Source organism: Microcella sp., from assembly GCF_040286215.1.
GTDB lineage: Bacteria > Actinomycetota > Actinomycetes > Actinomycetales > Microbacteriaceae > Microcella.
Genome location: NZ_JAVKCK010000006.1, coordinates 317,103 through 331,424, shown reverse-complemented (window position 1 = coordinate 331,424; position 14,322 = coordinate 317,103). Strand labels below are relative to the sequence as shown.

Genomic DNA, 14,322 nt, shown 5'->3' with positions numbered 1-14,322 from the left:
TCACAGTGCGCTCAGCCTACGCCCGCCGCGCGCGTGCCCCTGAGCCGGACCCGGCTCGGGCGGGGGCTCAGGTGCCGCAGTAGGTCGTGTACGGCCCGAAGGTGTCGGGCGCGGCCACGGCGTAGCGCTCGAGCCCCGGGCGCTCGCCGAACGGGTGGGCGAGGGCCTCGAGCAGCCGTTCGAATGGCGCGAGGTCACCGTCGGCCGCGGCCTGCAGTGCCTCTTCGACAAGGTGGTTGCGCGGGATGTACACCGGGTTGACGCGGTCCATCGCCTCAGCGTCGGGCCGGAGCGCGAGCCAATGCTCGGCCCATGTCTCGCCGGCGGCGCCCTCCAGCGCGGCGGGTCGTGCGGAACCGCGCGCGAGAGTCGCGAGCTCGCGGAACGTGGACGTGTAGTCGGCGCGTTCGTGCTGCATGAGGTCGAGCACGTCGGTGGCGAGCGCAGCCGTGATCTCGTCGGAGACTGCTTCGCCGAGCCCCAGTTTCGCGCGCATGAGCGCGAGCCATGCTTCTGCGTAGTGCGCGCTGAACCGGTCGAGTGCGGCGGTCGCGAGCTCGATCGCGCGTTCGAGATTCTCGTCGATGAGCGGCAGCAGCGTCTCGGCGAAGCGGGCGAGGTTCCACTCGGCGACGATCGGCTGGTTGCGGTAGGCGTACCGTCCGCCGTGGTCGATCGAGCTGTAGACGGCGGCTGGGTCGTAGGTGTCGAGGAACGCGCAGGGGCCGTAGTCGATCGTCTCGCCCGAGATGGTCATGTTGTCGGTGTTCATGACGCCGTGCACGAAGCCGATGCTCATCCACTGCGCGACGGTCGTAGCCTGGGCTTCGATCACCGCGTCGAGCAGGGCCATCGCCGGGCGCTCGGTCGTCGCCGCCTCGGGTGCGTGCCGGGCGATCGCGGATGCGGTCAGACGTTCCAGCAGGCCGCGGTCGTCCTGCGTGGCGGCGTACTGGAAGGTGCCGACCCGGAGGTGGCTGCTCGCGATGCGGGCGAGCACCGCCCCGGGCAGCACTGTCTCTCGGCGTACTGGTCGCCCGGTTGCCACGACGGCCAGAGCGCGCGTGGTCGGAACTCCGAGCGCGTGCATGGCCTCGCTCACGAGGTACTCGCGCAGCATGGGCCCGACCGCGGCGTAGCCGTCGCCGCCGCGCGCGAAGGGCGTCGGGCCTGACCCCTTGAGGTGAAGGTCGCGGAGTGTGCCGTCGACGTCGGTCAGCTCACCCAGCAGCAGCGCGCGGCCGTCACCGAGTCGCGGGCTGAAGCCGCCGAACTGGTGCCCGGCGTAGGCCTGGGCGACGGGCGTCGCACCGTCCGGCGCAGCTGAACCCGCCAACATCGCGATGCCCTCGTCGCTGCGAAGCCACGTCGGATCGATTCCCAATTCGCTGGCGAGCGGTTCGTTGAGCCCGAGAAGGCGGGGAGCGGGCGCGACCTCCGCCGACCACGGGATGCCCAGCTCAGGAAGCTCGCGAGCGAAGCGCCCGTCGAGCCCGACGGGGCGAGTGCCCTCGGGTGCAGTGCCGCTGCGCAGTGTCGTCGACGAGCTCATGGTCTGACGCTACGCCGCTCACCTGAGCGCGTCGAGCGTGTCGAGCGCGTCGAGCGTGTCGAGCGTGCTGAGCGTGTCGAGCTCGAGCCTCGGCTCGACCGGTCCGTGACGCAGCACCACATCTCCCGGCGCGCAGGCGTTCCCCAACACTTCAACGGATGCGGAAGCACGCGAATCGGAGTCACGATGCTCCGAATCCGCTGAAGTGCGCGGAGGAGAACTAGCGCCGAAGCGCCGGTGGGGGGGGCGAGACAGGCGGGGAGCTGCGCGGCGCTGCTGTCGAGGTAGGAGGGGAGGTGCGCCTGGAGCTGGGCGGGGTCGCGCGAGGGCGGCGCGGAGGGGGGTGCTGCCCGCGTGAGTGACCCAGGATGCCCGTCCTCCACAGTCGCGGACGAGCGGGTATCGCACCGGCGTTGGCCGCGTTGCGCCGTCGGCGTGTGACCGGCACGGCACGCTCACTGCATGGCCGGCTTCTCGGGGTTCGATCCCGTCATCCGTCGACTCGGCGGTATCGCGTCGCGGCGCGAGTTGAGGCGAGCCGGGTGGAGCGAGACCGATCTCTGGTTCGCCTGGCGCTACGGCGAACTCGATCGCATCCGCATCGGCTGGTACGCGGCGAGCGACCTGCCAGCCAACGCGCGGGCGGCGTGGATCGCAGGCGGGCCGCTCGCGTGCGTCAGCGCCCTCGCGTTCAACGGCACGCTCCCCCCGCAGGAAGGCGCTGACCAGCACGCTCTGCACATCGCCCTGCCCGCCGACGGTCACGTCGGGCGCCATGCCCCCGCTGACCTCGTCGTGCACTGGAGCACTGCTGACCGGTACTCGGGCACTCGTCAGGCGGTGGCGCCGTCGGTGGCGCTGCGTCAAGCTCGAGGGTGCTCGAGCCCAGCGGCAAGGGCGGCGGCAGCGAGGGCAGCCGAGCTGTCGAGGTCGCGCATCCAGAGCGGCACCGCAGCGGCGGCGACGCCGTCCGCGCGCAGTCCGGCGACGAGCGGCTCGTCTTCGACGCCGACGAGCCAGGCGTCGAGCAGGCCGCCCGCCGACCGCGCCCCGTAGTGCCGAGCGACCGCGGCGGCATCCGTCTCGACGCCGATCGCCGTCAAGCACGCATCGGCCATGCCGCGCACTGCTGCTCCGGCGATGATCGGTGACACGCCGACGATCGGCGCGGCTCCTGCGCCAGCATTGAGCACGGCATCGCGCATGCCGGGGATGCTCAGAATCGTGCCGATCGACACGACCGGGTTCGACGGGGCCAGAAGCACCATGTCGGCGGCGGCAAGAGCCGCACGCGTGCCGGGGGAGGGCCGCGCGTCGGCGATGCCCTCCTGCTCGAAGCGCGCGGCGGGCATCGCAGCGCGGTGCCGCGTCCACCACTCCTGAAAGTGCAGGCGGTCACCAGCCGTCGTCACGACGGAGGTGTCGACCTCATCATCGGTCGCGGGATGCAGGGTGACGCCGAGTGGCCACCGAGCCTGCAGCCGCGCTGACACCTCTGATGGGGTGAGCCCCGCCCGCAACCAGGCTGTGCGGGCGATGTGCGTTCCGAGGTCGAGGTCACCGAGCGTGAACCAGTCAGGCGTCACGCCGTGCGCCTGCAACTCGGCCGAGACCCGCTCGGTCTCGCCCAGGCGTCCCCATCCGCGCACCTCGTCGTTCTGGCCACTCAGCGTGTAGAGCAGCGAATCGTGATCGGGGGCGATGCGCAGCCCGGCGAGCCACCAGTCGTCGCCCGTGTTGACGACGACGTCGATCTGCGCGTGCGCGAGCTCAGCATCCGCGCTCGTCGACGGTGCCTCCGCAGCGCGCCGAACCGCCTCGCGCACCCCGCGTACAAACCGTGCTCCGCCGACGCCACCCGCGAGCACCACGATTCGTCGGGTCACGATGACGGCCACTCTGTGGCGGCGTGAGTGGCCAACATCCGCGCTGCACGGTGTGCGCTGTCGGCCTGGTGCGCGTCGAAACCCAGCGACTGCAGGTCGACGTTGTGTTCAGCCAGACACACGATCGCATAGGCCGTCGCCAGAGCTTGCTCGACGGTCAGGTGAGTGGAGTGCTCGCGAGCATCGCGCAGCAGCGCTTCAGCGACGACGGTCACGAAAGACTCGTACGCCATCTTCAGACGATCGCGCATGGCTTCAGAGCGTGACGCTTCGCGAAAGAGCACGTCGAGAGCGCGATCGGCGGTCGATTGGTCGCGGTACCAGTGCGAACCGAACAAGTAGTCGAGCAGCACCTCGGTGGAGGGGGATTCGCCGATGGTCTCGACGACCGAGCCCCGATAGCCGTCGACGAGCTCGTCGAGCGCCGCCACAATCAACTCGCTGCGATTGCCGACGTAGTGACGAATCACGCTGCGTTGCATTCCCGCCCGGTGAGCTACGTCGTCGAGGGTGACCGTATCGAGACCGCGTTCGGCGATGAGTGAGAGGAACGCTGCAATGGCCTCCCGTCGACGAGTAACCGCCAGGGAGGGGCGACCACGAGAAGGACTAGGCGTTGACATACGTCGATGCTATATTCTTCATCATGATGATGAATAAAAACGGCGACAGGCAGACTGACAGTCAGGGCGTTGCACACGCCACGACCTTCACGACCGAGGGGGTCAGCGCTCGGATCCCGCGCCGTGCTCCGGGAGAAGTCGGGCGCGTCATCGTGATCGGTGCGGGCATGGCCGGTCTCACGGCGGCCCGCAGCCTCAAGAACGCCGGTGTCGACGTCGTGGTGCTCGAGGCGCGCGAGCGCGTGGGCGGTCGACTGCACACGATCGATCTGGTTTCGGCGGGTGGTGCCTCGACCTCGGTCGACCTGGGTGGGGCCTGGATTCACGACGGCCAAGACTCGGTGCTGCTCCCGCTCGTTCGGCACCTGGGCGCGTCGATGCAGTCCTCCCGCGCCACCGAACTGGCGTTCCGAGCGCGGGTGCTTGACCGGGTTGCCCAGCGATACCCAGACACCGAGCAGGAAGACGCGTTGCACGCCGCCTTCGCGCGATTCGATCGCGTGGGGGGCGCCCTTGCTCGGCGCTCGCGCGACCGGCTTTCTCTCGTCGAAGGCATCAGGCGCAGTGTTCCTCAGGCGTCGCCGGCCGTGCAGCGAACAATGGCTGATCTGCTGTCGGTGTATGAGTCGGAGTCGCCCCACCGCACGGGCTTCGGCACGTTCGGCAGCTTCTACTTCGGTGGTGGTTCCGGCTATGACGATGTGTTTCTCGAGGGCGGCTACCGCACACTCGTCTCCCCTCTCGCGGCGGGCCTGCCGATTCGGTTCGGGCAGGTGGTGCACAGCATCCACCACGACGACACAGGCGTGGCTGTCTCAACGTCGGAGGGCGAGGAGCGCGGCTCGCATGTCATCGTCACGGTGCCCCTAGCGGTTCTGCGTTCGGATTCGATCGCGTTCACGCCAGAGCTGCCTCGCGCTCGTCGAATCGCCATGGCGAGCCTCGGAGTCGGCCGGTTTGAGAAAGTCGCACTCTCGTTCGACGAGCCGTTGCGTGCTGATTTCGAGCCTACGCCGATCGTCGTCATGGACGATGACGAGCGAGGATGGCCGCTCGTGCTCGATCTTCAACAGTGGTCGGCGCCGCCCGCGCTCGTGGCGCTCACCATCGGGGACCATGCGCGTCGGGTGGCCCGGCTGAGTGCGGAGGAGCGCATCAGCGAAGTCGTGCAGCTGGCGAACGAGGCCTCGGGTCGCACAATGGAGCCCATCGATACGGTGGCAACTGACTGGGCGAACGATCCGTATACGCGCGGCAGCTACACCTACGTGCCGCGCGGTCTCGGGCTGTGGAACGCGGTGCGTGCGCTGCGCGAGTTGGCGAAACCGGTCGGTCGTGTGCTCTTTGCAGGCGAGGCAACAGCCGGTGAGCTGATGGCGCTCGTCGACGGTGCCTACGCCTCGGGCGTGCGCGAGGCGAAGCGCTTGCTCCAGCAGCGAGACGTCGTGCTGTTCTAGCGCACCGCCTCCATGGTGCTCATGTGCGCGCAAACCTGTTGATCTGCGCAGATGCGTCATAGCGTGTCAGCAGTACGTCATTGGGCGAAACGCGCCGGAAACAGCGCGAGCGCACACTGGCCCCTATTCACCGTTGCAGAGGGGATACCACCACCCATGACCACGATCCGCGCCGCCATCACCCAGACCACCTGGACGGGCGACACAGAGTCGATGCTCGACAAGCATGAGCAGTTCGCCCGAGACGCCGCCGCTGACGGAGCTCAGATCATCTGCTTCCAAGAGCTGTTCTACGGGCCCTACTTCGGCATCACCGAAGACCCGAAGTACTACGACTACGCCGAGCCCGCCGACGGGCCGATCGTGCAGCGCTTCGCGAAGCTCGCGAAAGAACTGAAGATGGTCATGGTGCTGCCGATCTACGAAGAAGACATGCCCGGCGTGTACTACAACACCGCTGTGGTGGTGGATGCTGACGGCACGATTCTCGGCAAGTACCGCAAGCACCACATTCCGAACCTCGACCGGTTCTGGGAGAAGTTCTACTTCCGCCCCGGCAACCTCGGCTACCCCGTGTTCGACACCGCCGTGGGCAAGGTCGGCGTGTACATCTGCTACGACCGGCACTTCCCAGAAGGATGGCGCGAGCTGGGCCTGGGCGGCGCCGAGCTCGTCTTCAACCCGAGCGCGACCAAGCCCGGCCTCTCGAACCGGCTGTGGGAGCTCGAGCAGCCCGCCGCGGCCGCCGCAAACCAGTACTTCATCGGCGCCAACAACCGCATCGGCACCGAGAGCGACGAGTTCGGCGACCTCGCTGTCACCTTCTACGGGTCGAGCTACTTCGTCGACCCGCGCGGCAACTACGTCGGCGACGTCGCGAGCCAAGACCAGACCGAGATCGTCATCCGCGACCTCGACATGGGGCTCATCCGCGAGGTGCGCAACAGCTGGCAGTTCTACCGCGACCGCCGGCCCGAGTCGTACACCGCGACGGTGAAGCCCTAGGTCACAGCGAGAGAGAAGAGACACGCCATGTCCACCATGCTCATCCGCGGCGGAACCGTCGTCTCCGCCACCGGCCGCGGCGCGGCCGACGTGCTCGTCGACGGCGAGACGATCGTCGCCGTGCTCGCGCCCGGCTCGACCCTGCTCGGCCACGACCTGGCGGCATCCGTCGACACGGTCATCGACGCCTCAGGAAAGTACGTCATTCCCGGTGGCATCGACGCGCACACCCACATGGAGCTGCCGTTCGGCGGCACCGCCGCCATTGACACCTTCGAGACGGGCACCATCGCGGCCGCGTGGGGCGGCACCACGAGCATCATCGACTTCGCCGTGCAGACCGCGGGCCAGAAAGTCTTCGACGGGCTCGCCGCCTGGCACGACAAGGCGGGCGGCAACTGCGCGATCGACTACGGGTTCCATCAGATCGTGGGCGGCGTCGACGACGATTCACTGGATGCTCTACCGAAGCTCATCGATGAGGGCATCACGAGCTACAAGATGTTCATGGCGTATCCGGGCGTCTTCTACGCCGACGACGCGCAGATCCTCCGCGCGATGCAGGTGGCCGCCGAGCACGGGCTCATGACGATGATGCACGCCGAGAACGGCCCCGCCATCGACGTGCTCGTGGCGCAGCTGCTCGCCAAGGGCAAGACCGACCCCTACTACCACGGGGTCGCCCGCGCCTGGCAGATGGAGGAGGAGGCCACGCATCGGGCGATCATGCTCGCGCACCTCACCGGCGCCCCGCTCTACGTCGTGCACGTGAGCGCCAAGCAGGCCGTCGAGCAGCTCGCCGCCGCGCGCGATCGCGGTCAGAACGTGTTCGGTGAGACGTGCCCGCAGTACCTCTACCTCTCGCTCGAAGAGCAGCTCGGGGCGGTCAGCGAAAAGTACGGAGCCTTCGAGGGCGCCAAGTGGGTGTGCTCGACGCCGCTGCGGTCGCGCGCCGAAGGGCACCAAGACCACATGTGGCAGAGCCTGCGCACCAACGATCTGCAGATGGTCTCGACCGACCACTGCCCGTTCTGCATGAAAGACCAGAAAGAGCTCGGTCTGGGCGACTTCTCCAAGATTCCCAACGGCATCGGCTCGATCGAACACCGCATGGACCTGATGTATCAGGGCGTCGTCACCGGAGAGCTCACCCTGGAGCGCTGGGTCGAGATCACCTCGACGACCCCCGCGCGCATGTTCGGCCTTTACGGCACGAAGGGCGTCATCGCTCCCGGAGCCGACGCCGACATCGTGGTCTACGACCCGAACGGCCACACCTCGATCGGCATGCCCGTCGACGAGAACGGCAACCCGACCGGCAAGAAGCACCACATGAACATGGACCACGCCGCATGGGAGGGCTTCGAGATCGACGGCAAGGTCGACACGGTCATCAGCCGCGGTTCGGTGGTCATCCAGAACGACGAGTTCCACGGGCGGGCCGGGCACGGGCAGTACCTGCGCCGCGGACTCAGCCAGTACCTGGTCTGAGCACTGCCGGCAACGGACGAACGACAAGAGACGAGCATCCATGGATTTCGGCGCAGTTCTGCAGACCAACCCGCCCGCGAGCCGCACGGTGCACCTCGCCAAGCTGGCGGAGCAGTACGGGTTCAGCCATGTCTGGACCTTCGACAGCCACATCCTGTGGCAAGAGCCGTACGTCATCTACTCGAAGATCCTCGCTGAGACGCACCGCATCACGGTCGGGCCGTTCGTGACGAACCCTGCGACGCGGGACTGGACGGTGACGGCGAGCGTCTTCGCGACCCTCAACGAGCTGTACGGCAATCGCACGATTTGCGGCATCGGCCGCGGCGACTCGGCGGTGCGCGTGACGAACGGCAAGCCGACGACGCTGGCCGAGCTGCGCGACGCGATTCACGTGATCCGCGAGCTCGGCAACTCGCGGGCCGTCGAGTACAACGGCTCGACCCTGCAGCTTCCCTGGAGCCACGGCAGCGAGCTCGAGGTGTGGGTGGCCGCGTACGGACCGCTCGCCCTGAAGCTCACCGGTGAGGTCGGTGACGGATTCATCCTGCAGCTGGCTGACCTCGACATTGCGAAGTGGATGATCGAGACCGTACGCACGGCGGCCGACAACGCCGGGCGTGACCCGATGAGCGTGACCTTCTGCGTCGCCGCCCCGATGTACATCGGCACCGACTGGGACCACATGCGCAACCAGGTGCGCTGGTTCGGCGGCATGGTCGGCAACCATGTCGCCGACATCGTGGCGAAGCACGGAGAGAACAGTGACGTGCCGAAAGCCCTCACCGACTACATCGCCGGTCGCCAGGGCTACGACTACAACACCCACGGCAAGGCGGGCAACGACCATGTCGACTTCGTGCCCGACGAGATCGTCGACCGCTTCTGCGTGCTGGGTGACGGCAAAGACCACATCGAGAAGCTCGAGGCCCTGCGTGAGCTCGGCGTCGACCAGTTCGCCGGTTATCTCCAGCACGACAACAAGGAAGAGACGCTGCGCGTGTACGGCGAGCACGTCATTCCGGCGATCAAGGGCAGCAAGACCGCCCGCGTGTGACCGTCGGGATGCTCCCCGCGAGCATCCCGACGCCTCACAGCCTGCCTGCCGCACGATGAGGGCATGACGGCCGAACGCTCTGGTGCAGCTCCGACGCGCGCAGCCGGGCTCGCCCGGCTCGCCGACTTCGTCCCGCGAGCCGGGCGCCCCTACGCGGCTGAGCGCAACGCCGACCACGGGTCGGGGGACCGCTCGAACGTGTCGACTCTGTCGCCCTGGGTGCGGCACCGGCTCGTCACCGAGCGCGAGGTCGTCGAGGCTGTGCTGCAGCGGCACTCTCTCGACGCGGCAGGCAAGTTCGTGCAGGAGGTCTACTGGCGCACCTACTGGAAGGGTTGGCTCGAACTGCGGCCGAGCGTGTGGACGCGCTACGCGGCGAGCGTGCCTCACGCGCTCGACGACCTGAGCGCCGCCGAGCGCGCGAGCTACGACGACGCGGTTGCGGGCAGAACCGGCATCGAGGGCTTCGACGATTGGGCGCGCGAGCTCGTCGAGCTCGGCTACCTGCACAACCACGCGCGCATGTGGTTCGCGAGCATCTGGATCTTCACGCTGCGCCTGCCCTGGCAGCTCGGTGCCGACTTCTTCCTGCGCCACCTGCTCGACGGCGACCCGGCCTCGAACACGCTCTCGTGGCGGTGGGTCGCCGGACTGCAGACGCGCGGCAAGACCTACCTCGCGACAGCGGACAACATCGAGCGGTACACCGACGGCAGGTTTCGCCCGACCGGTCTCGCGACGGAGGCGATCCCGCCCGAGGACGACACGGCCGTCCCCCCGCCCGGAGATGCTCCGCTGCCCGAGCAGATCCCCGCCGGCCCGGTCGCGCTGCTGCTGCACGAGGATGACCTGCACGCCGAGAGCCACGCGGCTGCGCTCGGCGCAGCGGACGCGCACGTCGTCGCGGTCGCGAGCCCGACGACGGGCGAGCCGCGATCGCCCCTGCCGGCATCGACGGTCGGTGATCCGACTGCCCCGCTCGTGGCGGGGTTCACCGAGGCGGCGCTCGCCGACGGCCGCGCACGAGCCGGGGCCCACTACGGGGCAGCAGCGTGCGCACTCGACGGGATCACCGCATCCGCGGTTCGCGAGTGGTTGCGCGAGCACGAGCTCACCGCGATCGTGACCCCCTACGCGCCCACCGGCCCGGCACGCGACCGCCTCGACCGGCTCGAGCATGACCTCGCCGTGGACGGCATCACCGTCACCCGTCTGCTGCGCCCCTGGGATGCCCATGCCTGGCCGCACGCCACCCGCGGGTTCTTCCCGTTCCGCGAACGGATCCCTGCACTTCTGCGCGAGCAACGGAGGGGCCCGTAGGCGCGATAATGGGTGGCATCCCATCCCTGCTCATCAAGGACTGATAGCCATGACCGACACCCAGACCCGGTCACACACCACGCCCGCTGCTCTCGACCCTGCCGACGGCGTGCGGGCGCGCGAGCTCGACAAGCAGTACGTCTTCCATTCCTGGAGCGCGCAAGCGGCACTGCAGCCGCTCGTGGTCGCCGGTGGCGCCGGCTCTGAAGTGTGGGACTACGAGGGCAACCGATGGCTCGACTTCTCGTGCCAGCTCGTCAACACCAACATCGGCCACTCGCACCCGCGCATCGTCGAGGCGATCCAGCGGCAGGCCGCCGAACTCGCCACGGTCGCTCCGTCGACGGCCAACCTGGCGCGCGGCGAGGCCGCCCAGCGCATCGTCGAGCGCGCCGGGGACGGCTTCTCGAAGGTCTTCTTCACCAATGGCGGCGCCGACGCGATCGAGAACGCCATTCGGATGGCCCGCCTCACGACGCACAAGCACAAAGTGCTCTCCACCTACCGCAGCTACCACGGCAACACGGGCTCCGCGATCGCCGCGACCGGCGACTGGCGGCGCATGCCCAACGAGTACGCGTACGGGCATGTCCACTTCTTCGGCCCGTTCCTCTACCGCAGCGAGTTTCACTCTGATACTCCTGAGCAGGAGACCGAGCGCGCCCTGCACCACCTGCGCCGCACGATCCAGGCGGAAGGCCCCGGCACGATCGCCGCGATTCTGCTCGAGAGCGTTCCCGGCACCGCGGGTGTGCTGACACCTCCGCCCGGCTATCTCGAAGGAGTCCGCGCGATCGCGGACGAGTTCGACATCATGTGGATCGCTGACGAGGTAATGGCGGGCTTCGGCCGCACGGGCGACTGGTTCGCCTGGCAGAGCGAATCGCTCAACCCCGGGCGTGCCACACCCGACCTCATCGCTTTCGCCAAGGGCGTCAACTCGGGTTACGTGCCCGCGGGCGGCGTCGTCATGTCACCGCGCATCGCCGCCGAGTTCGACGAGCGCGTCTTCCCGGGCGGCCTGACCTATTCCGGTCATCCGCTGGCCATGGCCTCCATCGTCGCCTCGATCGACGCCATGACCGAGGAGGGCATCATCGACAACGCCGCGATGATCGGGGCCGACCACCTGGGGCCCGGCCTGAGGGCGCTCGCCGAGAAGCACCCCATGATCGGTGAGGTGCGCGGGCTCGGAGTGTTCTGGGCTCTTGATCTCGTGACCGATGCGGGCACCCGCGAACCCGTCGGCCCAGCCGTGATCGGCGCGCTCAAGAGCGAACTGCTCGCCCGCGGCGTCATCCCGTTCGCTGCCGACAACCGCATTCACGTCGTGCCCCCGTGCATCGTGACCCCGGAGCAGGTCAGCACCGCGCTCGAGGCCTACGACGCGGCGTTCACGGCGGTCGCGACGGCGTAGACTCGCACGCTATGCCTGCGTCGATCTCCCCCTACCGCGTGAACGTTCGCGATCTCGTGCACCGCCCCGGCGAGATGCGCGAGAAGACTCTGTCGTTCGCCGTGCCCGAGCAGCTCGGCGCGGCCGCGATGGTGGTCGAGCAAGGCGCGCCGCTCGAGCTCGACCTGCGGCTCGAGGGCCTGCACGACGGCATCCTCATCTCGGCCGACGTGCGCACCGTGGCCTCCGGTGAGTGCGTGCGCTGCCTCGACGCCGTCACGCAGCCGCTCGAACTCGAATTCCAGGAGCTTTTCGCGTATTCTCCTGAGGACGCTGTCGACTACACGGTTCACGATGATCACGTGGATTGTGAACCTGTAGTTCGGGATGCGGTGGTGCTCGCACTGCCGTTCCAACCGGTCTGTCGTGCTGACTGCCCTGGTCTCGACCCCGAGACGGGCGAGAAGCTGGCCGATCAACCCGAGCGAGAGCCCCGCGACGAGATCGATCCCCGCTGGGCGGCGCTTGAGGGCCTGCTCACCGACGACGACACCCCGCACTGAGCTTGCAGCGCGTGCACGCGCTGCGACCCGAGAGAGAGAAGACACACCATGGCTGTTCCCAAGCGGAAGAAGTCCCGCTCCAACACCCACTCGCGCCGGTCGCAGTGGAAGGCGCAGGTTCCCACGCTGGTCAAGACGATCGAGAACGGCAAGGTCGTCTACAGCCTCCCGCACCGTGCCAAGGTCGTCGAGGACTCCGCCGGCACGGCTTTGTACATGGAGTACAAGGGCCGCAAGGTCGCCGACGTCTGAGCTGTCGGCTCACGAGCCGATGACCACCTCTGCGGCAGGGTCGGGCGCGGCTCCCGGGCCGGGCGTCAGCCCGACGGGAGCTGATCGCTCCTCGCTCCTGCGCGCCCTCGGCGTGGTGATCGAACCCGAGTTGCTCGACCTGGCCCTCACCCACCGATCGTGGGCCTACGAGAACGGGGGAGGGCCGACCAACGAGCGGCTCGAGTTCCTCGGTGACTCGATTCTCGGCCAGGCGGTGACGGTCATGCTCTACACGACCCACCCTGACCTGAGCGAAGGCGATCTCGCCAAGCGGCGAGCCTCCCTCGTCTCCGCCGTGGCCCTCGCCGAGGTCGCCGCCACGATCGACCTCGGCCAGCACGTCAAGCTCGGCAAGGGGGAGGAGCTCACGGGCGGCCGCGAGAAGTCGTCGATCCTGGCCGACACGGTCGAGGCCCTCATCGGCGCGGCCTACCTCGACCGCGGCGCCGACGAGGCGACGGCCCTCGTGCTGCGCCTCATCGCACCGCTGCTCGCCGACCCCGATCGATTCGGGGCGGCCATGGACCCCAAGACCTCCTTGCAGGAACTCGCCGCGCGCCTCGGCATGGGGCTCCCCAGCTACGAGATCAGCGATGTCGGCCCCGACCACTCGAAGGTCTTCACCGCCATCGTCGTCCTCGACGGCGAGCCGATCGCCACCGGCGAGGGCACGAGCAAGAAGCACGCCGAGATGGGTGCCGCGCTCGAGGCATGGACGGTTTTGCAGCAGGGGCGTCGGCACTAGCGGTGCCCGAGCTGCCCGAAGTCGAGGTCGTGCGGCACGGCCTCGCCCCCGCCATCACCGGCGCAGTGATCGAGTCGGTCGAGGTCTACGATGAGCGCTCCTTGCGGCGCCACGACGGTCCGGCGGAAGACTTCATCGAACGCGTCACCGGCGCGCGCATCGACTCCGCTGTGCGGCGCGGCAAGTTCCTGTGGCTTCCGATCGCGGATGCCCTCGCCGACCCGCGCGAGGCGATCGTCGTGCACCTCGGCATGAGCGGGCAGGTGCTGCTGCGCGAGCGTGGCGTCGACGACGGGTCGCTCACGCGCCTCCGCTTCGAGATCACTCACCCGGAGCACGGACCGCTGCGAGTCAACTTCGTCGACCAGCGCATCTTCGGCTCGATGGCGATCGATGCGCTGCTGCCGACGCCGGACGGCGCTGCTGGAGGATTCGGCAGCGCACAGCCGAGCATCCCGTCTCAGGTGTCGCACATCGCGCGCGACCCGCTCGATCCCGCCTTCGATGAGCGTCTCTTCCTGCGACGACTGGCGGCGCGACGCACCACCGTCAAGAGGGCGCTGCTCGACCAGACGCTCGTGAGCGGCATCGGCAACATCTACGCCGACGAAGCGCTGTGGGCGGCGCGCGTGCACTACGACCAGCCGACCGAGCACCTCGGCCCTCGGCGCGCGCGCACCCTCCTCGCCGAGGTGCGCACGGTGCTGCGGCGAGCGCTCGACGAGGGCGGTACCTCGTTCGACGCGCAGTACGTCAACGTCAACGGCGCGAGCGGGTACTTCAGCCACTCCTTGCGGGCGTACGGGCAGCAGGGTCGGCCGTGCGAGCGCTGCGGTCGATCGATCGTGCGCGTGCAGTTCATGAACCGCGGCTCGCACTTCTGCCCGCGGTGCCAGCGCATCCGCGTGCCGCGCGCGGGGGCACCTCGACCCGGCGTCGAGGGGTAGTCGCCCG

At 68.5% G+C, this 14,322-nt stretch carries 13 protein-coding genes; 10 read left to right on the top strand and 3 right to left on the bottom strand.

Features of this window, described 5'->3' with window-relative positions:
• Positions 1 to 67: 67 nt before the first annotated feature.
• The 3 genes from RJQ01_RS03935 to RJQ01_RS03925 form a co-directional block, all read right to left on the bottom strand.
• The gene (locus RJQ01_RS03935) at positions 68 to 1,552 is read right to left on the bottom strand and encodes a protein adenylyltransferase SelO (protein WP_350475409.1); all 1,485 of its coding nucleotides are present in this window, start codon (positions 1,550 to 1,552) and stop codon (positions 68 to 70) included.
• A gap of 863 nt (positions 1,553 to 2,415) precedes the next feature.
• Positions 2,416 to 3,438 (bottom strand): 2-phospho-L-lactate transferase, encoded by a 1,023-nt coding sequence (gene cofD / locus RJQ01_RS03930; protein WP_350475408.1) that lies wholly within the window; start codon positions 3,436 to 3,438, stop codon positions 2,416 to 2,418.
• A complete protein-coding gene (locus RJQ01_RS03925; RefSeq protein ID WP_350475407.1) occupies positions 3,435 to 4,061 on the bottom strand; it encodes a TetR/AcrR family transcriptional regulator in 627 nt (208 codons plus the stop codon). The genes cofD and RJQ01_RS03925 overlap by 4 nt, the downstream gene beginning before the upstream one ends.
• 23 nt (positions 4,062 to 4,084) lie before the next feature.
• On the opposite strand from RJQ01_RS03925, the gene RJQ01_RS03920 reads away from it, so the two are divergent.
• The 10 genes from RJQ01_RS03920 to mutM all read left to right on the top strand — a co-directional run bounded on the left by RJQ01_RS03920 (position 4,085) and on the right by mutM (position 14,315).
• Entirely contained in the window at positions 4,085 to 5,518 is a 1,434-nt protein-coding gene (locus tag RJQ01_RS03920; RefSeq protein WP_350475406.1) for a flavin monoamine oxidase family protein, read from the top strand.
• A 156-nt stretch (positions 5,519 to 5,674) separates the two neighbouring features.
• Entirely contained in the window at positions 5,675 to 6,523 is an 849-nt protein-coding gene (locus RJQ01_RS03915) for a nitrilase-related carbon-nitrogen hydrolase (RefSeq protein WP_350475405.1), read from the top strand.
• A gap of 27 nt (positions 6,524 to 6,550) precedes the next feature.
• A complete protein-coding gene (hydA, locus tag RJQ01_RS03910) occupies positions 6,551 to 8,014 on the top strand; it encodes a dihydropyrimidinase (protein WP_350475404.1) in 1,464 nt (487 codons plus the stop codon).
• A gap of 40 nt (positions 8,015 to 8,054) precedes the next feature.
• A complete protein-coding gene (locus RJQ01_RS03905) occupies positions 8,055 to 9,071 on the top strand; it encodes a TIGR03842 family LLM class F420-dependent oxidoreductase (protein ID WP_350475403.1) in 1,017 nt (338 codons plus the stop codon).
• Positions 9,072 to 9,134: 63 nt separating this feature from the next.
• The gene (locus RJQ01_RS03900) at positions 9,135 to 10,391 is read left to right on the top strand and encodes an FAD-binding domain-containing protein (RefSeq protein ID WP_350475402.1); all 1,257 of its coding nucleotides are present in this window, start codon (positions 9,135 to 9,137) and stop codon (positions 10,389 to 10,391) included.
• Positions 10,392 to 10,440: 49 nt separating this feature from the next.
• Positions 10,441 to 11,808 carry an aspartate aminotransferase family protein gene (locus tag RJQ01_RS03895; protein ID WP_350475401.1) on the top strand — a complete coding sequence of 456 codons (1,368 nt, stop codon included), beginning with the start codon at positions 10,441 to 10,443 and terminating at the stop codon, positions 11,806 to 11,808.
• Between the two features lie 11 nt (positions 11,809 to 11,819).
• Entirely contained in the window at positions 11,820 to 12,350 is a 531-nt protein-coding gene (locus tag RJQ01_RS03890; protein ID WP_350475400.1) for a YceD family protein, read from the top strand.
• A gap of 48 nt (positions 12,351 to 12,398) precedes the next feature.
• Positions 12,399 to 12,602 (top strand): 50S ribosomal protein L32, encoded by a 204-nt coding sequence (gene rpmF, locus RJQ01_RS03885; RefSeq protein ID WP_350475399.1) that lies wholly within the window; start codon positions 12,399 to 12,401, stop codon positions 12,600 to 12,602.
• A 19-nt stretch (positions 12,603 to 12,621) separates the two neighbouring features.
• Positions 12,622 to 13,368, top strand: a complete 747-nt coding sequence (gene rnc / locus RJQ01_RS03880) for a ribonuclease III (RefSeq protein WP_350475397.1) — start codon at positions 12,622 to 12,624, stop codon at positions 13,366 to 13,368.
• 2 nt (positions 13,369 to 13,370) lie between these two features.
• Positions 13,371 to 14,315 (top strand): bifunctional DNA-formamidopyrimidine glycosylase/DNA-(apurinic or apyrimidinic site) lyase, encoded by a 945-nt coding sequence (gene mutM, locus RJQ01_RS03875; RefSeq protein ID WP_350475434.1) that lies wholly within the window; start codon positions 13,371 to 13,373, stop codon positions 14,313 to 14,315.
• Positions 14,316 to 14,322: the final 7 nt, after the last annotated feature.

Coding starts and splice junctions, on each gene's coding strand:
- RJQ01_RS03935 (WP_350475409.1), bottom strand. CDS start 1,552: ATGAGCTCGTCGACGACACTGCGCAGCGGCACTGCACCCGAGGGCACT.
- RJQ01_RS03925 (WP_350475407.1), bottom strand. CDS start 4,061: ATGTCAACGCCTAGTCCTTCTCGTGGTCGCCCCTCCCTGGCGGTTACT.
- RJQ01_RS03920 (WP_350475406.1), top strand. CDS start 4,085: ATGATGATGAATAAAAACGGCGACAGGCAGACTGACAGTCAGGGCGTT.
- RJQ01_RS03915 (WP_350475405.1), top strand. CDS start 5,675: ATGACCACGATCCGCGCCGCCATCACCCAGACCACCTGGACGGGCGAC.
- hydA (WP_350475404.1), top strand. CDS start 6,551: ATGTCCACCATGCTCATCCGCGGCGGAACCGTCGTCTCCGCCACCGGC.
- RJQ01_RS03905 (WP_350475403.1), top strand. CDS start 8,055: ATGGATTTCGGCGCAGTTCTGCAGACCAACCCGCCCGCGAGCCGCACG.
- RJQ01_RS03900 (WP_350475402.1), top strand. CDS start 9,135: ATGACGGCCGAACGCTCTGGTGCAGCTCCGACGCGCGCAGCCGGGCTC.
- RJQ01_RS03895 (WP_350475401.1), top strand. CDS start 10,441: ATGACCGACACCCAGACCCGGTCACACACCACGCCCGCTGCTCTCGAC.
- RJQ01_RS03890 (WP_350475400.1), top strand. CDS start 11,820: ATGCCTGCGTCGATCTCCCCCTACCGCGTGAACGTTCGCGATCTCGTG.
- rpmF (WP_350475399.1), top strand. CDS start 12,399: ATGGCTGTTCCCAAGCGGAAGAAGTCCCGCTCCAACACCCACTCGCGC.
- rnc (WP_350475397.1), top strand. CDS start 12,622: ATGACCACCTCTGCGGCAGGGTCGGGCGCGGCTCCCGGGCCGGGCGTC.